Source organism: Bacillus pumilus (assembly GCF_009937765.1).
In the GTDB taxonomy this organism is placed as follows: Bacteria; Bacillota; Bacilli; order Bacillales; family Bacillaceae; genus Bacillus; species Bacillus pumilus_O.
This window is the reverse complement of record NZ_CP047089.1, coordinates 3201464-3223451: the sequence shown is the minus strand read 5'-3', so window position 1 is coordinate 3223451 and position 21988 is coordinate 3201464. Positions and strand designations below refer to the sequence as shown.

Genomic DNA, 21988 nt, shown 5'->3' with positions numbered 1-21988 from the left:
TGAGATAAAGAAAAAGACAACATTTCTTCTTTTCTAGAAGCTCTATTTTAAAAAAGTGATACAATATGAATTTTATGTTTGATTTGACCTTTCCTTACCTAGAAGGAAAGGCTTTTTTCGTCTAAATGGCGTACAGTATCTTGACATAAGTGAATAGATGTAACTATAATAGTTACATCTTGGAAGAAAAAGCGTAAACACGGAAGGAAGATGAACATGAAAGTACAAATCTGGTCAGATATCGCCTGTCCTTTTTGTTATATAGGAAAAAAACAACTAGAAACAGCGCTTGAACAATTCCCTCAAAAAGAACAGGTGGAAATCGAGTTTAAAAGCTTTGAGCTTGATCCACATGCACCTGCTGATGTCGATTTTGATGTCCATGATATGCTCGTCAAAAAATATGGGATGAGCCGCAGCCAGGCGATGGCGATGAATGAGCAGATGAAGCAGGCCGGCAAAGAGAAAGGAATCGATTTTCAATTTGATCCACTCGTGTTGACTAACACCTTTGATGCTCATCGATTGGCGCAATATGCTGGTCAAATGGGGAAAGGCGATTTCGTTATGGGAGAGCTGTTTCAAGCATATTTTACAGATGGAAAGCATGTTGGCGATCGTCAAACCCTTTTAGACATTGCAGAAAAAGCAGGTCTTGATTTGCAGGAAGTACAGCAAATGTTAGGTGGCGAAGAGTTTGCTGATCATGTCCGAAAAGATGAACAAGAAGCGAGACAGCTTGGTATTAATGCTGTTCCGTTTTTCTTGATCAATGACAAGTATTCAGTTGCAGGTGCTCAGCCAGCTGATACGTTCCTGCGTGCACTTGAAACGGCATGGACAGAAGAAGCAGCTCAAGCTGAGAAAGCGGCTGCTAATTCGTTTGAAGCGGCATGTGCAGATGGCGTATGCGCAGTGCCTACCCCTAAAGAAGAAGCGTAATAGGCAAGTTCCCTATCTTTCTAAAAGATGGGGATTTTTTCTTGATTAATTATGGATGAAGGGTGATAACACTTAAATAAGAAGTTCAGTAAATCGTTTATTCTTATACGGAAAAAGGAAACAAACATTGCTTGTGATTGATCTCATTCATTAAGGGAAAACATATGTCTTTCATGTCGAGAATCATACCATTCAAAAGTAGATGTGGTCGAATTCTAAAATAAAATGAGCCTCTTGCGGCAAGGGCTCATTTTTTTCTTGCATTCATTTGTTTGATCGTTTCACCTGGAACCAATTCAGGTTCATAAAAGGTTTGATGAGGGAGATTCTTTTTCCCTTGCACTTTTTTTATCATCCAGTCTGCTGCATCCCTCCCCATTTGCTCCTGAGGGTGGGTCAAAGTTGTTAGCTTCACATTGGCATTTTTCTGGGCAATATACGAATTGTCCTGTCCAATAATGGAGAGGTCCTCTGGAATGGAGAGTCCGATGTCACTACATACATTGGCAACCTCTAATCCAACCTCATCGTTATAGCAAACAAGGGCAGTCAGTTCATGCTGATGCTTTAATAAGAAAGTTTTAATATCATCCCCCAAATGCTGCTTCGATTCTGTATCGAAAAAGAGGACATGCTCAGGCAGAAAATTAAGCTTCGCTTCACCGAGCGCTTGAATATAGCCTTTCATTCGGTACTTTCCTTGTAAATCATCTGTTTTTGAAATGAGCCCAATTTGCTGATGCCCCGAGGTGATCAGCTCTTTTGTGGCTAAATAACTGGACTTCACATCATCCAAGCAGAGAAAAGGAACCTCTAACTGCTCATAATAGGCATTAATCATAATGAGCGGTACATCCTGTTCTTTAAAAGATAAGTAGTACGAGATGTTTGGGTTATATAAATTGCTTTTCGTCGGCTCAACAATGAGTCCGTCCACACCAAAGGACAGCATCATTTCGAGCGCCTTTTTCTCCTGATCTACATCATTATTTGTACTCGCCAGTAACAACGAATAGTTCTCTTCGTTTAATCGGCTTTCAATGCCTCGAATAATGGAAGGGAATATGTAATCGGATATGTATGTCGTAATCACGCCAATCGTTTTCATATGCGCATGTCCCGCAGGCTTTGTTTGATATTGATTGGTCACAAATGTGCCTGAACCTTTCTCACTTCGCAAAAAACCTTCGCTCGACAATTCTAAGATGGCCTTTCGAACCGTATGCCTGCTCACTTGATACATCTCTTGCAGGCTTGATTCAGTTGGAATACGTTCCCCGATCCGGTAATCTCCTGTAAGTATTTTGCTTTTTATATCATCGATAATGATCTGGTACTTCTTTTTCATCGTTTCACTTCTTTCTCAGTTGATCATCTACTCGGATTGAGAAGAAATTGTATGGACATATTTTAACATGGTTGTCGAATCAAAAACAGGCGCCTTCCCATTCTGACGTCCCAGCTTTAGAAAAGTGCAGGTTTTTGTCGCATTGTGTATGTACAACTATATTTATTATTGACATATGTACGTACAAATATTATATTGTGAATGTGCACAGAGAATCAATGAATCTAGAAAATTAAAATTGAAACCGCTATCAATCATGGAGGTGAACGCAGAATGAATCATGAAGAGACGACCAAAGCCTTAAAAGAAGGACGGACATCTTTAGGGATTGAATTTGGTTCAACACGAATTAAAGCGATCTTAATAGATGAAGCGTTTCAGCCAATTGCCCAAGGTGCATTTGAGTGGGAAAGTTCTCTCCAAGAAGGAATTTGGACGTACAACTTAATTGATATCATTACAGGTCTTCAAGTAGCGTATCGAGAGATGAAAGAGCAAGTTGAGCAAAGGTATGACGTAACCATTCAAACCATTGGCTCCATTGGGGTATCAGCGATGATGCATGGCTATGTGGCATGTGATCATACAGGGGAGGTCCTCGTTCCGTTTCGCACATGGCGGAATGCCACAACCATTGAGGCGAGTCAAAAACTGACGGATGTCTTCCAATTTCATATTCCAGAAAGATGGAGCATAGCCCATTTGTATCAAGCCATATTAGAAGAGGAAAAACATCTTTCCCGTTTAGAATATATGACCACCCTATCAGGATACATTCACTGGCTGTTAACAGGAAAGCAGGCCATTGGTATCGGGGATGCGTCAGGTATGTTCCCAATTGATGAACAAACGAAGGATTACAATGAAGAAATGCTCCATCAATTTGAAGACTTGATCGCAGAAAAGGGCTATCCGTGGAAGCTCCGTCACCTTCTACCGCGTGTTTATTTAGCAGGCGAGGAGGCTGGCGTGTTAACGGCAGCAGGAGCAGCCATTTTAGATCAAGGCAAACATTTGCAGCCAGGGATTCCATTTTGCCCCCCAGAAGGTGACGCAGGAACGGGAATGGTGGCAACCAATAGTGTAGAAAAACGGACAGGGAACATTTCAGTTGGGACATCTGTTTTTGCCATGATTGTGCTAGAGCAGGAGCTAAAGGGTGTATATCCAGAAGTGGATATGGTCACAACGCCGGACGGACTACCAGTCGCAATGGTTCATGCGAACAACTGTACAAGTGACTTAAATGCTTGGATGAATATCTTCAGAGAGGCATTCGACGCATTAGGCGTGCAAGTGTCGTCAGAAAAGGTATATGCAGCCTTATTACAGCAGGCGTTAGAAGCAGATCGAGATGGCGGAGGACTCTTAAGTTATGGCTATTATTCTGGTGAAAATATTACAAGACTGCCAGAAGGAAGACCTCTTTTTGTCAGATCAGCTGAAAGCCGCTTTAATCTGGCTAACTTCATGCGTACCCATCTTTTTTCTGCTTTTGGCGCAATGAAAATAGGGATGGATCGGTTAAAAGAACAAGAACATGTTGTAATAGATCGTTTGTTAGCACATGGAGGCTTATTTAAAACACCGCTCGTTGGTCAAAAAATGGTGGCGGCAGCGCTTGATACACCTGTATCAGTCGTTTCCACTGCGGGAGAAGGCGGTGCGTTTGGAATGGCTGTCCTCGCTTCCTATATGGTCCATCATCAGCAGCAAACATTGCCTGAATTTCTTACGCATCAAGTGTTTGCCGATACATCAGAAGAACTGATAGAACCCGACACGCTTGATGTCAAAGGCTTTGGTGAATTTTTAAAGCGCTATCAAGACGGCCTTCCGATTGAAGAGGCGGCAGTAGCACATCTCGTGCCAAAGAAAGGAGTGACAACTGTATGCTAGAACGCTTAAAAGAAGAAGTATTCGAAGCCAATTTAGATTTACCGAAGTACGGACTTGTGAAATTCACATGGGGCAATGTCAGTGCGTGTGATCGTGACAGCGGTCTATTTGTTATTAAGCCTAGCGGTATAGCGTATGATCAATTATCAGCGAAAGATATGGTTGTAGTCGACTTTGACGGTGAAGTAGTGGAAGGGGAATACAGCCCTTCATCAGATACAGCAACACACGCTGTCCTTTACAAACACTTTGATGAAATCGGCGGTATTTCACATAGCCATTCCATGTGGGCAACCGTTTGGGCGCAGGCAGGTCTCGATTTACAGGCAATGGGTACAACACATGCTGATACATTTTACGGTGCTGTTCCATGTGCTCGATTTCTGACAGAAGAAGAAGTCAATCGCGGTTATGAGGTAGAAACGGGCCGGTTGATCATCGAAACGTTTGAGAAAAGAAATCTAGATGTGATGGCAGTGCCAGGTGTATTGCTTCAAGGCCACGGCCCATTTACGTGGGGGAAAGATGCAAAAAGTGCGGTCACAAACAGTGTGATTTTAGAAGAAGTCGCCAAAATGAATTTATTCGCAAAGCAATTAAATGAATACGCGGAGCCTCTTCCGCAGCGAATTTTAGATAAACATTACTTAAGAAAACATGGCGAACATGCGTATTACGGACAAAAACCTTCAACATAAAGAAAAGAGGGATACCTATGTTAACAAGTCAACATAAAGAATGCTGGTTTATTGTCGGATCACAGCATTTATACGGAGATGAAGCACTACAGAAAGTAAAAGCAGATGCACAAAAAATGACGGATGCCTTAAATGAGAGCGGTTTACTTCCTTATCCAGTGATCTTGCAGGAGCTAGCTGTCAGCGCAGATCAAATCACAAAGCTGATGAAAGAGGTTAATTATCGCGATGAGGTTGTCGGCGTCATGACGTGGATGCATACATTTTCACCGGCAAAAATGTGGATACGCGGGACCAATCTTTTGCAGAAGCCTCTTTTACATCTTGTCACACAGTATTATGAAAAAATTCCGTGGGACACGATCGACATGGACTATATGAATCTTCATCAATCGGCACATGGAGACAGAGAATATGGCTATATCAATGCACGATTAAATAAACAAAATCAAATTGTTGCAGAGCACTGGTCTAAGCCGGAGGTGCAGCAGCAAATCGCTGATTGGATGGATGTGGCAGCCGCCTATCATGAAAGCTTTCAGATTAAAGTGGCAAGGTTTGGTGACAACATGCGCCATGTGGCTGTCACAGAAGGAGATAAAATCGAAGCCCAGATTCAGTTAGGGTGGACCGTTGATTACTTTGGGATAGGCGATCTCGTCGAATATGTGAATGCAGTAGAAGAAGCAGAGGTAGATGCATTATTTGCGGAGTATTTATTGCAGTATGATGTAGAGTATGGAACGTATTCAGTTGAAGATTGGGAAAAAAGTGTCAAGGTGCAAGCACGGTATGAGATTGCCATCCAACGCTTTTTAGATGAAGGCGGCTACAATGCTTTTACGACGAACTTTGAAGATTTACATGGAATGAAGCAACTGCCAGGACTTGCGGTACAGCGGCTGATGGCAAAGGGATATGGCTTTGCCGGGGAAGGCGATTGGAAAACGGCTGCGCTGGACCGATTATTAAAGGTGATGAGTCATCATCAATCCACTGGTTTTATGGAGGACTATACGTATGAAATGACGTCTGGACAGGAAGCAGTGCTGCAATCTCATATGTTAGAAGTAGATCCGGCGCTTGCCCATACGAAACCTGTCATTGTCGTATCTCCGCTTGGAATCGGAAACAGGGAAGATCCAGCTCGCCTTGTGTTTGATGGAAAAGCTGGGGAAGGTGTTGTCGTTTCTATTGCTGATTTTGGTACTCATTTCAAATGGCTTATACAAGAAGTTGAAGCCTTTGAGCCGGAGGAAGCAGCACCTCATTTACCGGTGGCACGTGTGCTCTGGAAAATCAAGCCGAATTTTCAGGACGGCGTCAAAGCATGGATTAAGCAAGGCGGGGGTCATCATACAGTCGTATCCCTCAATTTATCGGTTGATCAAATTGTTCATTTTGCAAAGCTTGTGAGTGCAGAGTATGTCGTTTTATAGAAGGGTGAAAGGTCTTCTACTGCGTGCAGTAGAAGCACGGGATGAAATGAAAGCGGTTAATTAAGTGAGGGGGTCATCCACTTGGAGAAAAAAGTGTCAAGCAAATTTATCTTCTTTTTCGGGTCCTTTGCAGGCATCTTATTCGGATATGATATTGGAATTATTGCAGGGGCAGAAGGACATATTCAGCAAGAATTTCAGCTCAGCCCATTATGGCTTGGAATTGTCGTCTCTTCATTAATGGGCGGGGCGATTATCGGCTCCATTTTAAGCGGTCTGTTAGGGGATAAATTTGGCCGAAGAAAGCTTATTTTGGTCTCATCCGTTATCTTTTTTGTCGGAGCGATCGGATCAGCTATCGCACCAGAAGAGATTTCATTAACCATTGCACGTATCTTTTTAGGAACAGCCGTTGGTACAGCCTCATCTTTGGTGCCGGCATACATGTCTGAAATTGCTCCTGCTAAAATTCGCGGGAAATTGTCTGGGCTCAATCAGCTCATGATCGTGAGCGGACTATTGCTAAGCTATATCGTTGCATTTGTGTTTGAACCTATTCCAGACAGCTGGCGCTGGATGCTCGGTAGCGCCGCTTTATTTGCTATCGTGCTTTATATTGGGATGCTGAAGCTTCCTGAATCTCCGAGGTATTTAATTAAACACGGAATGGCGCATAAAGCACGGGAAGTATTAGGGTCACTACGCTCTTCTCGTGAAGAAATTGAAGAAGAAATGCAGGAAATTTTAGAAGTCGCGAAAGAAGAACGCTCTGGTATTCGCGAATTGTTCCAAAAGAAATTCAGAATGGCTCTTTTCATAGGGGTTGGGATGGCGACCCTTCAGCAAATTCAAGGGGCGAACTCCATTGTGTACTATGCAACAAGTATTGCTCGAAATGTAGGGCTTGCACCTCAAGTTGCCGCAGGTTTTACAGTGATTGTCGGTGTCATTTTTGTCGTCACCACCGTGATCTTTTTACAATTTGTCGACCGATTCGACCGCCGAACGATTCTCACCGTAGGGGGAACGGGCATGGCTCTTTCTTTCTTTGCACCAGCTGCATTAGGTGCACTTGGCGTTAGTGAAGGTATTTTAAACTGGGTGACCTTAATTTCACTTTGCTGCTTTATCTTGTGCTACGCCTTCTCATGGGCACCGATCACGTGGATCATCATCGGCGAAATTTTCCCGCTTTCTGTCAGAGGTATCGGTGCAGGTATTTCATCTGCCTTTAACTGGACGGGATCGTTAGCCGTTGGACTCGTGTTCCCTATCCTGGCAGACAAATTCAGCTTTGGGGTCATTTTCTCCTCGTTTGGTGTCATCTGCTTAATCGGACTATTATTCACCCGCTTTGTGCTAGTTGAAACAAAAGGAAGAAGCTTAGAACAAATCGAAACCGATATGGCAGCACGAGTATAAAGAAAACCCTCTATCCCATGTGGATAGAGGGTTCAGCGTGTAGACAAACCCTCGCATTTGGTGTCAGTCCTGCGTGCTGGTGCTCACGAATGACAAATTCGCTCCGCTCCAGTACTCGTCCTTCCTAGGGCTGCAAAGGTTTTCTATTACGCTGAAAAGAAGACAAAGGGCTAAAATCAAGATCATTTTAGCCTTTTGTCAACAATCTTAAACCCTCTATCCCATATGGATAGAGGGTCTTTTACTCAAGCGTCTGTTTTAGCTCATCCGGCAATAAATCAATCAATTGATCATAAGAAGACAGGTCCAGCACTTCAAGCAGTGCATAATATTTCGCATAAACCTCACTCAGCTGATCAGGATGATTCGTTTCATATCGATTCAAATGTAATTGAGTCAATTCAAGTGCAATGTCTAGCTTGTTTCGTTCGATTGGTTGTGTCGTATTGATCATATCGTTCACCTCGTGTTTGATGATGAGTGGGAGGGTTATGGCGTCCTATTTCTGCTACCATAATATATCATTTGTATAATATGTTAAAGTTGCCCTTTTGTAAAGAAAGAGAAAACGAGATAAATAGTGGATTTTTTTAAAAATAGACAAGCATCTAATCACAAATGACGTCTCTTACATACGATACAGTGTAAGTGAAAGACAAATTGAAGGGGTGCTAGAGATGAGCCGATTAGATGATTTTTTCTTTGGACCTCGCAGAGGAAACCAAGGAGGAGATGAAACGGTTGTTTTCCCCACACGTCAAATTGTCAACACAAGAACGAATGAACAGACTATCAGAAAAATTCATCCAACGCATATCACAAACGTCAATAAAAATATCAAACGAATTGAAAACTACTATCCTGTCACGGAGTCGACTCATAACGAGTATATCGTGAAAGAATACGATTGCGGCAGTGATATCAATAACCCTTGCTGTCGTCCAGTGAAACGCTGCAAGTGGTAATGGAGGGAGGCATCCTGTTATGGGATGCCTTTTTATTTTCAAGAGAAACATTTTGAACAAAAGCTCCTTTCAAGATAAAATTGGAAGTATCAATCTTCTATTGGAGGCGATGTTCTGGATATTCGATTGTTAACACCAGATGATGCTGAAGAATATGCCGCGTTGAGACTAGAAGCACTACGATTACATCCAGAGGGCTTTGCGATGAGTTATGAAGAAGAGCAGATCGGTACAATAGAAAAATACGCAGCCCGTTTTGCTTCTGTACAATCTATGTGGACTTTTGGCGCTTTTGATAAAGGGAAGCTTGTGGGCATGGTCACGCTCATTCAAGAAAGCTTACAGAAATTAAAGCACCGAGCGAATGTAGTAGCGATGTATGTTACAGCGGGTGCCCGCGGGAAAGGTGTAGGCAAGGCCTTGATAACGGAAGTTCTTTCCTTTGCGAGAGATCAACAGGACATCGAGCAAATGTATTTATCAGTCGTGACAACCAATCACTCAGCCAAACGCTTATACCGCTCTGTTGGATTTGAGTCATACGCGCTTGAAGAAAAAGCACTAAAATGGCCAGATCATACATATGCAGATGAGGAAAAAATGGTTTTATTTTTATCATAGTCTGGAGGAGATAAAAGTGAATCAACAGGCCATGCGCATCATGTTAGCAGCAGGACCAAATAGTGAACTGGAATCTTTTGCGCTGCGTGCAGCACTTGAAAACTTCGGCGTGAAAGTCGATATGCAATGGATCGGAAGACCAAATGACCTGATCAATGTGTTATCTGGAAAAAATAGAGGAGAAATCGATTATATTCTTCTATCATTTCATGGGGAAGAAGGAGCATTTCTCATGCCGGAATTAGGGGAAGATGTGTACGAAGATGGGGAGCCTAGAAGCGCTGCTTTTGGAGCGGATGACATCAGGCAGTATGCTTCATTAAAAGGAGTTCACGTCATTTCTACAGGCTGCACACTAGGTGAGAAAAAACTAGCAGATGCCTTTTTAGAAGCAGGTGCCATGTCCTATGTAGCGCCGGATGATTACATTGATGGAAATGCAGCATTTATCTTTGTATTGACCATGCTTTATGAGCGCATGAACAATACAAAGACGGTCAGAGCGGCTTTTGATCGAGCGAGTTCGATTGATGAAGAAACGAGATTATTTCAACTATATATGCAAAAATAATGAGAGGGCTGAGAAATCAAGCCCTTTTTTCTATTCCTCTTTCAAAATGTGTCTAAAATGTGACGATTATGTTTTTTCAAAACTAAATGCGGTTCGCGCAAAGTCTATCCTACAAATACACGTCATTAAGGCATGACGCCATCACGCCATCACGAGAGGGGAATTATTGTGTCAAAGAAATGGAAGGTTAGTCTCGTCCTATGCGTACTTGCAATCATCATCGGAATTGCTGCGTTTTATCATAATCAGCAGGCAAGCGGGACGGAGAAAAAGAAAGTAGAACAAGATGCGAGCTATAAAGAAGTGGAAATAGTCACCCTCGTGAATGACGGGAGATACATGAGATATGCTGTCAACTATCCGGTGTTTCATCAAGAAAAGCTAGATCAAGAGATGAAAAGATTTGCTGAAACAGCGCTAGACAGATTCAAAACATCATTTAGCCAAGCAAGCGATGTCGATGAAGATCATCGATATGAATTAAACATAGATTATGAGATTACTCATTATGCCAAACAGACTGCTGCGATCAAATTCAATACATATGAATTGAAAGGCGGAGTAAAAGGCGCACATCAAACCAAGTTATTCAATTTTGATTTCAAGAAACAGCATTTTTTATCAATAGATGATTTGTTTTTATCAAAGAAAGAAGATCTACAAAAACTGTCACATATGACATTTGATGAATTAAAAAAAGATCGCTCTCTTGCTGAAAATGAGCATTTGCTCAAGCAAGGAACGTCTCCTGCTGCAGAGCATTATCAGTATTTTGCCATCAAAGATCGTTTTATTGAATTCTACTTCCCAGCAGGACAAATCGCACCAAGCGAACAAGGTCCTCAAGTGCTGGCGATTAAAAAAACACTGCTTAAAGGAATGTTAAAGCCTGAATACATTCATAAAGAAAAGAACAAAAATGAGAAAAAAGAACCAATCTCACAAAGAAAGCTTGTCAAACTGCCAAAACAGGCAACATTCAACCCAAATCAAAAAGCCATTGCCCTGACATTTGACGATGGACCAAATCCATCCACGACCTCAAAAATTTTAAGAGCCTTAAAAGAAAACAAAGGACATGCGACATTTTTTGTATTAGGAAACAGGGTACAATATTACCCTGATATGCTAGGTGAAATCAGAAAGGGTGGAAATGAAATCGGAAATCATTCCTATAGCCATCCTTTACTCACAAGACTGCCATTAAAACAAGCCGTCAAACAAGTGGAAGAGACCCAGCAAATCATTGAAAAAGCGGGCGGGTTCACCCCAACTCACTTTAGACCGCCATATGGAGGAACAAACGGGCAAATCAACGCGGCTGTTAACATGAAAGTCACGCTTTGGGACGTAGATCCTGAAGACTGGAAATATCGAAACAGCGAGTACGTTGCCAACTACATTCTCACACATGCGTCTAGCGGAGAAACCGTCTTAATGCACGACATCTATGACACCTCAGCAAACGCAGCTGTCACGATTATCAAGGAATTAACCAAACAAGGATATCAATTATTAACAGTTTCAGAGCTTGAGCAGTGGAAGGAAGCGCGGGCGAAAAAGGTAAATTGAATACGTAAAAAGAAGCGAGTCTTAATGGATTCGCTTCTTTTTTAAAGCCAATTATGACAGGGGAGGTAAAATATGTTAAAGTGAGTGTATAAAGGGAGGGCTTCGGATGGTATTGATGAGGTTGATCAGCCTCTATATGCTGACAGCGTTTTGTTTAGGTTTTATCGTGAACTACGCACCTGGTTTGATGCTGCCCATCTATATTCTTGCGATGATCGGGCTTATTTTATGTCTCGTTCATATTGCGCTGCATTATATTCGTCGAATCAGATATATGTTGTTTCATGAAAACGATAAGAATACTTTCTTACTCTTAAAAACCTCTCTCTAAAAGAATGAGGTTTTTATTTTTTCGGTTTTTGATGTTCTAACAGTTTTATGATTTTCTCATTTGATTCTTTCATTTGTCTTAATAAAGAAACGATATTCCCAGTAAACCCAATGAGGACAATCAGTAAAATGATGATAATCCACATGCTGTAGCCTCCAATCTGCTCACAAATGCTGTTTTGCTTCCTTATCCAGTATCTTGTATCAAGGATACCGTATAATGAATGTATTGAAATGAACTGTTCGTGCTATATATTCGACAATTGATGTAAAAAGAGAATGATTGAGGGGGATTCATTTGAAACGAGTAAACGTAGTATCAGCGATTATGAATGATGAAGCAGAAAATATTTTAATGGTTAAAAACATAAAGGGATATTGGGAACTTCCAGGTGGTGCTGTAGAAAAAGGAGAACACCTGCATCAAGCCGTGATCCGCGAGGTGAAAGAAGAGACAGGGTTTGTTTGCAAAGTAAAGGAACTTCATTCGGTTCGAGAAGCATACTTTCAAGACAAAAAGCATCATGCACTGATGATTACCTTTTTTGCTGAAATCACCGGAGGACAAATGAGTATTCTCGATCCGGATCATGATATTGAAGAAGTAAAATGGGTCAGCAAGCAAAACTTTCAAAAGCTAAACCCCAAGCTATATCACTTGCTAAAATTAAACGAAGAACCACAAGCTTTTTATCAATTTGAAGGAAATAGAACTGTTGGTTAACAAGTTGATATAGGCATGAAGGAGCGATATTGATGTTTTTATATTACGGCCCCACAGGAGCTCCAGTAGAAAATCCGGGAGAAGAATTCATGAAAAGGATTTTCTTTCAGGAGGGTGAAGAGTATTGGACACAAGGTAACGGAGAATCTTCCATTGAGATAGAGGAAGATTGGGAAAGTGAAAGTCTAGTTTTCTTTTATACGGAACCGTATGGGTTCTTGATCATGAGATATCCAAATTTTTTGGTCCCTTTTAAAAAGGGAGAAAAAATTGAAACGATCGAGCATTTTGTCGCAGGAGCCCCATTGTATGTGCCGTCGTGCAGCTATGTCGATCGTTATAAAGCGTATCAAATCGTTTACCATTTTTTGACGACAAAAACAGTTCCTGACCTTGTTGAATGGGTTGAGTTGAGGGATATTGATTTTCAGAAGGATATGAAAAGTTAGGAGCGCAAGATGAAGTTGAGTACAGAAGAAAAATTACATAGAATAGACGATACTATGCATTTACATGTAGGGTATTATGAACATGGTTTTGATTATGAAGGCGTGTTTTTTAAGAGTTTAGAGACAGGAAGATGGTTATTGTTTTTTGATCATAAAAGTTATGGGTTAACACTTTTGAAGGAATATGAGAAGTGGGATGATCTCGGGCTATTGATTGGAGATTATTTGATTGAAAATGATTTAATTGAGGAGGAAGGTCATAAGCATTTTAAGCGTTTCTTAAAAGAAAATAACATAGTGAAATAAATGAGGATAAAACATGAAATAGTTTTTTGTGTATGTCAGCTCTATTGTGATGTTCAAAAAAACAGACCCAACAAGGTCTGTTTTTTATTAGTAGTTGGAAGGAATTATTTTCACTTCCCCTTCTCCCGCTTCCGTTTCTCCTTCTCCGCCCGGTAAAACTCATGAAACATCTTCATCAGCGCTCGCTTCTCAATACGTGACACATAGCTCCGCGATATCCCGAGCTCCTTGGCTATTTCCCGCTGCGTTTTTTCTTTCTTTAAATCAAGACCGAACCGGCCGACGATCACTTCTTTTTCCCGGCCGTCGAGAATGTCAATATACTCCTTTACTTTTTCAAGCTCCATGTTGAGCTGAATCGTATCAATCACATCTTCATTTTCGGATTTTAAGACATCAATTAATGAAATTTCGTTGCCTTCTTTATCCTGACCAATGGGGTCATGCAAGGAAACATCTTTTTTTGTCTTTTTGAGTGCGCGTAAATGCATCAGGATTTCATTTTCAATACACCGCGCAGCATACGTTGCCAGCTTTGTTCCTTTTCCAGAGGAATAGCTTTCGATGGCTTTAATGAGTCCGATCGTCCCGATGGAGATGAGGTCTTCTGCGTCTTCCCCGGTATTTTCAAATTTCTTGACAATATGGGCGACGAGCCGAAGGTTATGTTCAATCAGCATATTTCTCGCGTGTTCATCGCCCTGTGCCATAAGGGCTAAGTATTTTTTTTCATCATCTCCCGAAAGGGGCTGTGGAAAGGCATTGTTTTTGACATAGGACACTAAGAACACCAATTCTTTGACCATCAATCCCATCGCTGTAAATACTCCTGCCACGATTTTCACCTCCACCATGTTTAGGCCACTGCCTATATCCTCAAATGTATGTGAAGGGGGGATTGTCTGTGTCTGTACGATGAAAAAATCATCTTTTTCGAAAAAAACGGGCTTCAGTTCGTCTGTTTTTGCTGCCCTTTTCATATGTTTGCGGTTTCTTTGCGGTGCTTGGCGGTCAAGAAGCGTGCTAAAATATGTAATATTAGACCGAAAAGGAAGGGGTTTTTTCGGAACATGGGGAAGGTTCTTTCTTCACATGTAGGTATGAAAATTAATGAATGGTATCGAATGATACGGCAGTTCAGTGTTCCAGATGCGGAAATCCTGAAAGCAGAAGTAGAAGCGGAAATTGAACGGATGGAAGAGGACCAGCATTTACTGATTTATTATCAGCTCATGTGTTTTCGGCACCAGATCATGCTTGACTATATACACCCTTCAAAATATCAACCTTTCTCAGTATCTAATCTTGTCGATAAAATCGAAAACTCCAATCATGAGTTATCTGATATGCTGCATTATTACCATGCATTTTTTCGTGGCATGCATGAGTTTAGTCAAAAAGAATATTTAGAAGCCGTCAAATATTACCGAGTGGCAGAAAAACAGCTGTCCATGGTATTTGATGATATTGAGCAGGCTGAGTTTCATTTTAAAGTAGCAGAAGCCTACTATATTATGAAGCAAACGCATGTCTCGATGCATCATATTTTAAAGGCGCTGGAAATATACGATCAGCATGATGCTTATTCAATTCGCATCATTCAGTGCCTGTTTGTGATCTCAGGAAACTATCAAGATTTAAAACGAAAAGACCGGGCACTGCCTCATTTAAAAAAGGCAAAACAGCTCGCATCACAAATCGATCACCCGCGGATATACAGTTCAGCGCTTTATAATTTAGGGAAATGTTATGGGGAACTGGGCTACCTTGAGGAAGCAGAACGCTATTTAACAGAATCAGCAGAAATTGCCTGTAAAGAGCAACTTCCCACGCTTCCACATACGCTCTATACGCTGGCAAAACTACTTTTTAGACAAAATGAACAAGTAGCAGCATGCCGCATATTAGAAGATGGAAAATTAGCTGCAAAGAAGCATGAAGACCAGCTGTTCTGTCATATGTTTGAGTATCTAGATGCTTTATATGTTCAAGAAATGAATGAAGAACAACTGCAAAAAACCATTGATTATTTGGAAAAACTTAGCCTATACTCTTATATAGAGGATATCTCACTAGAAATTGCGACAGCCTTAGAAGCCTCTCAACAATACCAGAAGTCCAACCAGTATTATCAGAAATTATTATGGGCTCAAAATCAAATCCAAGAAGGAGAGTGTCTGTATGAATTCTAAGCAACGTTCGACAGTTGAAGAGAGAAACCAAACGTGAAACAAAAAGCGGGCCTGATGGCCGGCTTTTTTTATGTAAGAGAGAAGTTAGAGATGCAGAACGTGACCATGAATGCTGAATGAATCATCAAAAAGCGGGCAATTTAATCTGTAAGAATGTTCTGTGGAGGCGGTCAAATGAGAGGGTTGCATGTCTTGCTGTGTATATTACTGCTATGCACGTTTGTTCCTAATAAAATAGAAGCTCGAACATTAAAAAGAATCGACCTAGAAAAAACAGGACGAGCTTTTTGGGACATGAGGCAGGAACGAAAAAAGATTGCACTGACCTTTGATGATGGACCTCATCCAGTTTACACAAATCAAGTTTTAGACGTGCTGAAGGAACATCAAGTGAATGCCAGCTTTTTTGCTATAGGCAGCCGGATTCATACATATCCAGAGATTGCGAAACGAATCGTAGGCGAGGGAAATGAACTTGGCAACCACACGATGAATCATACGTATTTTGACCTGTTATCATCAAAGGAGATCAAGCAGGAGCTAAAAGAATCAGCGGCTCATATCGCTTCACTTCAGCCTGGCGGACCCTTGTTATTTCGTCCTCCTGGTGGCCGCTTGACGATGAAATCTTTCCGCATTTTGTCAAAACAAGGATATGATGTGGTCATGTGGTCCTTTACGCAAGATCCGAAGGACTGGTCAAGACCAGGCGCACACAAAATTGCGAGCCGGATTATTGATCATATTCAAGGCGGCGATATTATTCTTTTGCATGATGGCGGGGGGAACCGAAAGCAGACGGTCGAAGCTATGAAACAAGTGATACCTGAATTAAAGGATCGAGGCTATGAATTTGTCAAAGTGAGCGAACTACTGCATCATGACAATGCCTATGTACCTGTTCAACTGCAATAGAAATTTCGTCAAAAACAGTCATTCATTGAAACCAAAAGTCTTGTCGTTTACTATATGAAGAGGGCTTTTGGAGGTGAATGTAGTGAAGAAATATGTTGTCCTTTTCATCCTGATTTGTGTCGCTGCTGGGTGCTCAAAACCAGAACAAGAAAGTGTCATTGCATTTGGTGACAGCAATACAAAGGGATCAAACTGGGACTTTCGAGATTATCCAACATCTGAAAAATGGGTGAATCTCATGAAAAACGTCGAGCGCGGTCAAATTCAAGTGAAGAACGCAGGAATTGGCGGGCAGACGACTGAAGATGCGAAGCTGCGCTTTGAGCAGGATATTTTAAAGCAGAAACCAACTTACGTCCTCATCATGTTCGGGACGAATGATGCGGCGATTTTAGACGGGAAACATCCCCGAGTGACGAAAAAAAGATTTAAAGAAAACATAACCTACTTCATTTCTGAGAGTAGAAAAGCAGGCATTACCCCGATTCTCATGACCTGTGTACCTGTTGTAGAAGGCGGAAAAAAGGGCTTGTATTATTACTCTAGGTATAAGTCATCTTATTTTGCTGAGAGAGGCGGGGCAAGAGCTTGGCAAAATTCCTATAATGACATCACGAGAGAAATAGCCAAGGATCAGCAAGTACCGCTTGTCGACAACTGGAAAGCGTTCATCCGAGAAGCTGGTGAAGATAGTGATAATGCGCTGATTCAGTCAGGTTTGATCGACCCTTCTGGCAATCATATGACGCCAAAAGGGGCAAGAATTATTTATAACGAAATCAAAGAACGTGATGTCATTAAACATTTTTAAATGATGGCCATCTGCCTAAACAAGACCATCCATTCAGCATAGTCTAATAGTATATCTTCCTAGAAGGAGGTAACTGATATGTGGGGATGCCCTTATCCTTACCCTGCGTGTTCACCTTATCCAGCTCAAGGAGCAGGAATCGGTTACGCTTTTCTTGTTGTGTTCCTTGTGGTCATTTTGGTCGTAGGCGGAGGGTTATGGTTTTGGAATGAACAGTCTTGCAAATAAGACACCTCTTCTTTGTTGAGAAGGGGTGTTTTTTACGGAAAATAGTAGTAAGCCTATAGCGCAAGTGATATAATATCAGTCACCTGAGTTTAAAAAAGGAGAGTGCTCGGGAGGCATGGTTCCTGTGATATGGAATTAAGAGGAAACAGAGAGCATGTGCCCGAGCGAACGTCTTTTCATTTCTGTCTCAATTAATTCAATGAAGTCGCGATTTAAGTTCATTTCATTTGCTTTATAGTACGATTCTATAAGTAAATCATCTGACAGCTTTTTCATACTAGAAACCCATATGATGGGAAAAACACCTCCCCTGAAAAAGTTGGCATAAAACTTGAGGAAAAGACATATCATCATAGGTTGATCGAATGTCTCTGAAGTACCTTTAATCTACCATGAATGGGAAACAAGAACAATCGTTCTGTTATCCACATGGTGAAGTGGATAACTTGTGGGTAGAGTGTTTATAATTGAATGAAAGCGTGATGAAATATAGGTGGATAATGTGTGTAAAATTATCCACACCTGTTGAAGGTCCTCATCATATGTCGAAAACTTTTTCAATGTATTCGATAGACAGACAAATTGTGATTTGATTCGACACAATCGCTGAAAAACCAATGAAAGAAAGGGTGCAAATTGTGCTAAAGAAGTATTTCTTACCGGATGAATTTGTGAAAAGCATTTTCCACATTTCACCGCAAAAACTAAAAGAACGAAATGTAAAAGGAATTATTACCGATTTAGATAACACACTAGTAGAATGGGATCGTCCAAGTGCGACGCCCCGCTTAATTGAATGGTTTCAAGAAATGAAGGATCACGGGATACAAGTGACGATTGTATCGAACAATAATGAAAAAAGGGTCAAGCTTTTTTCTGAACCAGTTCATATCCCGTTTATTTATAAAGCGAAAAAACCGATGGGAAGAGCTTTTAATAAGGCTGTCTCCGATATGCAATTGAAAAAAGAAGATGTGGTGGTGATTGGGGATCAGCTCATGACCGATGTTCTAGGCGGGAACCGTCACGGCTTCCATACAATTTTGGTTGTCCCTGTTGCTGCTTCAGACGGATTTTTCACTAAGTTTAACAGGCAGATTGAACGCAGAATTTTAGGAGCCTTAAAGCGTAAGGGCCACATTCAGTGGGAGGAAGAGTAATAATGGAAAAGGTTGTTTGTATTGGCTGCGGTGTAGCCATTCAGACGGAAGATAAAGATCAATTAGGATATGCGCCGGCAGCATCTCTATTGAAAGAAGATGTAATCTGTCAGCGCTGTTTTAGGTTAAAGAACTACAATGAAATACAAGATGTTTCTTTAACAGAAGACGACTTTTTAAATATATTGCACAGCATCGGAGAGACAGATTCTCTGATTGTCAAGGTCGTTGATATTTTTGACTTTAACGGAAGCTGGATTAATGGGCTGAGTCGTATTGTCGGTGGTAACCCGATTTTACTTGTCGGCAACAAAGTAGATATTTTACCGAAATCCGTGAAAAAAGATCGTTTGGTTCATTGGATGAAACGGGAAGCGAAAGAAAACGGATTGAACCCGATCGATGTGTTCTTAATCAGTGCAAGCAGAGGTCAAGGCGTACCTGAGGTGATGGAAGCGATCGATCATTACCGCGAAGGAAGAAATGTCTATGTCGTCGGCTGTACGAATGTTGGGAAATCCACATTTATCAATCGAATCATCAAAGAAGTATCTGGCGAAGAGAACGTGATCACCACATCCCAGTATCCAGGTACAACACTTGATGCCATTGAGATTCCGCTTGATGACGGATCTGCTCTATTTGATACACCGGGCATTATCAACCGTCATCAGATGGCGCACTATGTCAGCAAAAATGACTTGAAGATCTTAACGCCGAAAAAAGAATTAAAACCGAGAACGTTCCAATTAAACGAAGCACAAACGCTTTATTTTGGCGGGCTTGCTCGATTTGATTATGTAAAAGGCGGCAGAACATCATTTGTCTGCTATATGCCAAATGAGCTGAACATACACAGAACAAAGTTAGAAAACGCAGATGATTTATATGAAAAACATGCAGGGGAATTGCTATCACCGCCATCAAAAGAGGGGATGGAAGATTTTCCACCACTCGTTCCGCATACCTTTACCATAGATCAGCCGAAAATGGATATCGTTTTCTCAGGCTTAGGATGGATCACGGCAAATGATGCAGGTAAGCAAATCAAAGTCTATGCGCCAAAAGGCGTGCATGTGTTTTTGAGACGTTCGTTAATTTAATTGTTCAGAGGGGGAGAGACTTTGAAACCATTATACGGAGTAATCGGTAACCCTGTTGGCCATTCAATGTCTCCGGATATTCATAATGCAGCATTAAAGGATGCTGGAATTGATGGACATTATCACGGCTTTCAAGTAGAAAATAATGACCTGAAAGATGCGATTAACGGTATGAAAGCCTTAGGAATCAGCGGCTTTAACGTCACTGTTCCGCACAAGGTAGACATCATGCAGTATCTGGACAAAATTGATGTCACAGCTGAACGCCTGCGTGCCGTCAATACGGTGCGGCTTGAAGAAGGTCAACTCGTTGGGTACAACACAGATGGAGAGGGCTTTCTTCATTCACTGCTCGAAGCCTTGGATCAGCCATTAACAGAGCTTTCATTTCTCTTAATTGGTGCTGGAGGAGCGGCAAGAGCCATTTATACGACAATCGCTGACTATGCACCGAAAAGCTTTGATATCACCAACCGCACCATTGAAAAAGCTGAGGCTTTAATTAAAAGTGCAGATGGGAACATCACTTCTAGTGCCATTACATTAAAGACGGCGGAAGAGCAGCTTGGGGAATATGATGTCATCATCCATACGACCTCAATTGGTATGCACCCAAATGTTGAAGAAACCCCGATTTCTTTAGCAAACGCAAAAAAAACAGCGGTTGTTTGTGATATTGTGTATAATCCAATAGAAACAAAGCTGCTCAGAGAAGCAGCCGGGTTAGGTTTAAAAACAGTAGATGGTGTCGGCATGTTTGTTGGACAAGCAGCTAGAGCCTTTGAACTGTGGACAGGCATCACGCCTGACGTAAGAAAAATGAAGTCAATTGTCATACAGAAATTAGGAGGAACACCATGTTAAAAGGGAAACAAAAACGTTTTTTGCGTGCAAAAGCACATCATTTATCACCTATTTTTCAAGTAGGAAAAGGCGGGGTAAATGACAATATGACCAAGCAGATTTCCGAGGCGCTTGAAGTAAGAGAATTATTAAAGGTCAGCATATTACAAAACTGCGACGAGGACAAAACGGAAGTTGCGAAAGCACTTGTCAAAGGTACAAAAGCTGAACTTGTTCAAACGATCGGAAATGTGATTGTCCTTTATAAAGAATCGAAGGAAAACAAACAAATTAAGCTGCCGTAAAGGTGGATATGATATGAAAAAAATAGGATTGTTCGGCGGTACATTTGATCCTCCTCATAATGGGCATTTGCTGATGGCAAATGAGGTGCGTTTTCAAGTAGGGCTTGATGAAATTTGGTTTATTCCTAATCACAAGCCCCCTCATAAAACAGACCGGAAGCGAGCAGATAGTCGTCACCGGGTGAAAATGGTGGAAGCGGCGATTGAGTCAAATCCACATTTTCGGCTGGAGCTCATTGAAATGGAGCGGGAGGGTCCATCTTATACAGTAGATACGGTGGAGCTTTTGAAGAAGCGTCATCCTGAAGATGAGTTCTTTTTTATGATTGGAGCGGACATGGTCGAATATTTGCCAAAATGGCATCGGATTGATGATTTGCTTCAGATGATTACTTTTATTGGGATGAAAAGACCGGGATATACCGGAAGTACGACATATTCTCTTTTGTTTGCAGATGTTCCAGCTTTTGATGTATCATCGACATTGATTAGGCAGCGAATCATGCAGGAAAAACCTGTCGATTATTTGTTACCGAAAGCTGTTGAGCGTTATATAAAGGAGCATCACTTATATGAATCGTGAAGAAGCATTGAACTGTGTCAAAGAGCAGTTAACAGAGCATAGATATACACATACACTTGGAGTTATGGAGACAGCCATTTCATTAGCGGAACGTTTCGGTGCAGATGTGAAAAAAGCAGAGATCGCCGCTATTTTTCATGATTATGCGAAATTTAGACCAAAGGATGAGATGAAGGGGATTATCCAGCAGGAACAGATGAACCCTCTATTGCTGGAATATTCGCCCGAGCTTTGGCATGCCCCGGTCGGTGCCTATTTGGTTAAAAAGGAAGCAGCTATTAACGACCAAGACATTTTAACGGCTATTGAATTTCATACATCAGGCAGACCAAACATGACATTACTTGAAAAGGTCATTTATGTTGCTGATTATATCGAACCAGGACGTCATTTTCCTGGTGTTGAAGAAGTAAGAGAGTTAGCAGAGCAAGATTTGGATAGCGCATTGATTCAGTCACTGAAAAACACGATCAGCTTTTTGCTGAAAAAGAATCAGCCAGTCTTTCCAGATACGCTCGCAACTTACAACTCACTTGTGCATAAGAACAATTAAGGAGGAATT

Annotated in this window: 28 protein-coding genes; 23 read left to right on the top strand and 5 right to left on the bottom strand. The window is 41.4% G+C overall.

Features of this window, described 5'->3' with window-relative positions; genetic code table 11:
* Positions 1-216: 216 nt before the first annotated feature.
* Complete coding sequence (locus tag GPS65_RS16035; RefSeq protein ID WP_012010672.1) at positions 217-942, top strand: DsbA family oxidoreductase; 726 nt, start codon at positions 217-219, stop codon at positions 940-942.
* A gap of 247 nt (positions 943-1189) precedes the next feature.
* On the opposite strand, the gene GPS65_RS16030 is transcribed toward GPS65_RS16035, so the two are convergent.
* Positions 1190-2290 carry a GntR family transcriptional regulator gene (locus tag GPS65_RS16030; protein ID WP_012010671.1) on the bottom strand — a complete coding sequence of 367 codons (1101 nt, stop codon included), beginning with the start codon at positions 2288-2290 and terminating at the stop codon, positions 1190-1192.
* Positions 2291-2563: 273 nt separating this feature from the next.
* Here GPS65_RS16030 and GPS65_RS16025 point away from each other — a divergent pair, with 273 nt between their 5' ends.
* From GPS65_RS16025 to GPS65_RS16010, 4 genes are all read left to right on the top strand, one after another.
* On the top strand, positions 2564-4189 hold the full coding sequence (locus tag GPS65_RS16025; protein ID WP_012010670.1) for a xylulokinase: 1626 nt from the start codon (positions 2564-2566) through the stop codon (positions 4187-4189).
* Positions 4183-4887 carry an L-ribulose-5-phosphate 4-epimerase gene (locus GPS65_RS16020; protein WP_012010669.1) on the top strand — a complete coding sequence of 235 codons (705 nt, stop codon included), beginning with the start codon at positions 4183-4185 and terminating at the stop codon, positions 4885-4887. Before GPS65_RS16025 ends, GPS65_RS16020 begins: the two co-directional genes overlap by 7 nt.
* A gap of 17 nt (positions 4888-4904) precedes the next feature.
* Positions 4905-6326, top strand: coding sequence for an L-arabinose isomerase (araA, locus tag GPS65_RS16015; RefSeq protein ID WP_161985458.1), 1422 nt, complete (start codon positions 4905-4907; stop codon positions 6324-6326).
* 81 nt (positions 6327-6407) lie between these two features.
* Complete coding sequence (locus GPS65_RS16010; RefSeq protein ID WP_012010667.1) at positions 6408-7748, top strand: sugar porter family MFS transporter; 1341 nt, start codon at positions 6408-6410, stop codon at positions 7746-7748.
* A 241-nt stretch (positions 7749-7989) separates the two neighbouring features.
* Here the strand turns inward: GPS65_RS16010 and GPS65_RS16005 are convergent, their stop codons facing one another.
* Complete coding sequence (locus tag GPS65_RS16005) at positions 7990-8202, bottom strand: hypothetical protein (RefSeq protein WP_003216677.1); 213 nt, start codon at positions 8200-8202, stop codon at positions 7990-7992.
* Positions 8203-8425: 223 nt separating this feature from the next.
* Here GPS65_RS16005 and GPS65_RS16000 point away from each other — a divergent pair, with 223 nt between their 5' ends.
* The 5 genes from GPS65_RS16000 to GPS65_RS15980 all read left to right on the top strand — a co-directional run bounded on the left by GPS65_RS16000 (position 8426) and on the right by GPS65_RS15980 (position 11808).
* Positions 8426-8713: a spore coat protein gene (locus tag GPS65_RS16000; RefSeq protein ID WP_144455827.1), complete on the top strand. Its 288-nt coding sequence runs from the start codon at positions 8426-8428 to the stop codon at positions 8711-8713.
* Positions 8714-8839: 126 nt separating this feature from the next.
* On the top strand, positions 8840-9334 hold the full coding sequence (locus GPS65_RS15995; RefSeq protein WP_313955812.1) for a GNAT family N-acetyltransferase: 495 nt from the start codon (positions 8840-8842) through the stop codon (positions 9332-9334).
* A 16-nt stretch (positions 9335-9350) separates the two neighbouring features.
* Positions 9351-9905: a delta-aminolevulinic acid dehydratase gene (locus GPS65_RS15990; RefSeq protein WP_119125151.1), complete on the top strand. Its 555-nt coding sequence runs from the start codon at positions 9351-9353 to the stop codon at positions 9903-9905.
* Between the two features lie 168 nt (positions 9906-10073).
* Entirely contained in the window at positions 10074-11477 is a 1404-nt protein-coding gene (locus GPS65_RS15985; protein WP_012010661.1) for a polysaccharide deacetylase family protein, read from the top strand.
* 106 nt (positions 11478-11583) lie between these two features.
* Positions 11584-11808: a hypothetical protein gene (locus GPS65_RS15980; RefSeq protein WP_144481959.1), complete on the top strand. Its 225-nt coding sequence runs from the start codon at positions 11584-11586 to the stop codon at positions 11806-11808.
* Between the two features lie 13 nt (positions 11809-11821).
* Here GPS65_RS15980 and GPS65_RS19660 read toward each other — a convergent pair whose 3' ends face one another.
* Positions 11822-11953 carry a hypothetical protein gene (locus GPS65_RS19660; RefSeq protein ID WP_260859021.1) on the bottom strand — a complete coding sequence of 44 codons (132 nt, stop codon included), beginning with the start codon at positions 11951-11953 and terminating at the stop codon, positions 11822-11824.
* Between the two features lie 152 nt (positions 11954-12105).
* Here GPS65_RS19660 and GPS65_RS15975 point away from each other — a divergent pair, with 152 nt between their 5' ends.
* From GPS65_RS15975 to GPS65_RS15965, 3 genes are read left to right on the top strand one after another with little or no spacing between them, the layout of a single operon-like run.
* Positions 12106-12531, top strand: a complete 426-nt coding sequence (locus tag GPS65_RS15975) for an NUDIX hydrolase (protein ID WP_144481958.1) — start codon at positions 12106-12108, stop codon at positions 12529-12531.
* 32 nt (positions 12532-12563) lie between these two features.
* Positions 12564-12980, top strand: coding sequence for a hypothetical protein (locus tag GPS65_RS15970; RefSeq protein WP_144481957.1), 417 nt, complete (start codon positions 12564-12566; stop codon positions 12978-12980).
* Positions 12981-12995: 15 nt separating this feature from the next.
* On the top strand, positions 12996-13286 hold the full coding sequence (locus GPS65_RS15965; protein ID WP_373370227.1) for a DUF3986 family protein: 291 nt from the start codon (positions 12996-12998) through the stop codon (positions 13284-13286).
* Positions 13287-13396: 110 nt separating this feature from the next.
* Here GPS65_RS15965 and sigK read toward each other — a convergent pair whose 3' ends face one another.
* Positions 13397-14125, bottom strand: coding sequence for an RNA polymerase sporulation sigma factor SigK (sigK, locus tag GPS65_RS15960; protein ID WP_034738387.1), 729 nt, complete (start codon positions 14123-14125; stop codon positions 13397-13399).
* Positions 14126-14356: 231 nt separating this feature from the next.
* On the opposite strand from sigK, the gene GPS65_RS15955 reads away from it, so the two are divergent.
* The 4 genes from GPS65_RS15955 to GPS65_RS19335 all read left to right on the top strand — a co-directional run bounded on the left by GPS65_RS15955 (position 14357) and on the right by GPS65_RS19335 (position 17432).
* A complete protein-coding gene (locus GPS65_RS15955) occupies positions 14357-15478 on the top strand; it encodes a Rap family tetratricopeptide repeat protein (RefSeq protein WP_041815760.1) in 1122 nt (373 codons plus the stop codon).
* 174 nt (positions 15479-15652) lie between these two features.
* Positions 15653-16393 carry a polysaccharide deacetylase family protein gene (locus GPS65_RS15950; protein ID WP_144481956.1) on the top strand — a complete coding sequence of 247 codons (741 nt, stop codon included), beginning with the start codon at positions 15653-15655 and terminating at the stop codon, positions 16391-16393.
* A gap of 82 nt (positions 16394-16475) precedes the next feature.
* The gene (locus tag GPS65_RS15945) at positions 16476-17204 is read left to right on the top strand and encodes an SGNH/GDSL hydrolase family protein (RefSeq protein ID WP_238389108.1); all 729 of its coding nucleotides are present in this window, start codon (positions 16476-16478) and stop codon (positions 17202-17204) included.
* Between the two features lie 78 nt (positions 17205-17282).
* Complete coding sequence (locus GPS65_RS19335; protein WP_180275482.1) at positions 17283-17432, top strand: hypothetical protein; 150 nt, start codon at positions 17283-17285, stop codon at positions 17430-17432.
* A 135-nt stretch (positions 17433-17567) separates the two neighbouring features.
* Here GPS65_RS19335 and GPS65_RS15940 read toward each other — a convergent pair whose 3' ends face one another.
* Positions 17568-17708 carry a sporulation histidine kinase inhibitor Sda gene (locus tag GPS65_RS15940; RefSeq protein ID WP_003217327.1) on the bottom strand — a complete coding sequence of 47 codons (141 nt, stop codon included), beginning with the start codon at positions 17706-17708 and terminating at the stop codon, positions 17568-17570.
* Positions 17709-18070: 362 nt separating this feature from the next.
* Here GPS65_RS15940 and GPS65_RS15935 point away from each other — a divergent pair, with 362 nt between their 5' ends.
* The 6 genes from GPS65_RS15935 to yqeK are packed head-to-tail and all read left to right on the top strand — an operon-like array spanning position 18071 to position 21979.
* Entirely contained in the window at positions 18071-18592 is a 522-nt protein-coding gene (locus tag GPS65_RS15935; RefSeq protein WP_034662006.1) for a YqeG family HAD IIIA-type phosphatase, read from the top strand.
* 2 nt (positions 18593-18594) lie between these two features.
* Positions 18595-19695 (top strand): ribosome biogenesis GTPase YqeH, encoded by a 1101-nt coding sequence (gene yqeH / locus GPS65_RS15930; protein ID WP_144455833.1) that lies wholly within the window; start codon positions 18595-18597, stop codon positions 19693-19695.
* Positions 19696-19716: 21 nt separating this feature from the next.
* Complete coding sequence (aroE, locus tag GPS65_RS15925; RefSeq protein WP_161985457.1) at positions 19717-20559, top strand: shikimate dehydrogenase; 843 nt, start codon at positions 19717-19719, stop codon at positions 20557-20559.
* Positions 20553-20843, top strand: a complete 291-nt coding sequence (yhbY, locus tag GPS65_RS15920; protein WP_012010646.1) for a ribosome assembly RNA-binding protein YhbY — start codon at positions 20553-20555, stop codon at positions 20841-20843. Before aroE ends, yhbY begins: the two co-directional genes overlap by 7 nt.
* A gap of 13 nt (positions 20844-20856) precedes the next feature.
* Positions 20857-21426 (top strand): nicotinate-nucleotide adenylyltransferase, encoded by a 570-nt coding sequence (locus tag GPS65_RS15915; RefSeq protein ID WP_012010645.1) that lies wholly within the window; start codon positions 20857-20859, stop codon positions 21424-21426.
* A complete protein-coding gene (gene yqeK / locus GPS65_RS15910) occupies positions 21416-21979 on the top strand; it encodes a bis(5'-nucleosyl)-tetraphosphatase (symmetrical) YqeK (protein WP_012010644.1) in 564 nt (187 codons plus the stop codon). Before GPS65_RS15915 ends, yqeK begins: the two co-directional genes overlap by 11 nt.
* The last annotated feature ends 9 nt before the right edge of the window (positions 21980-21988 follow it).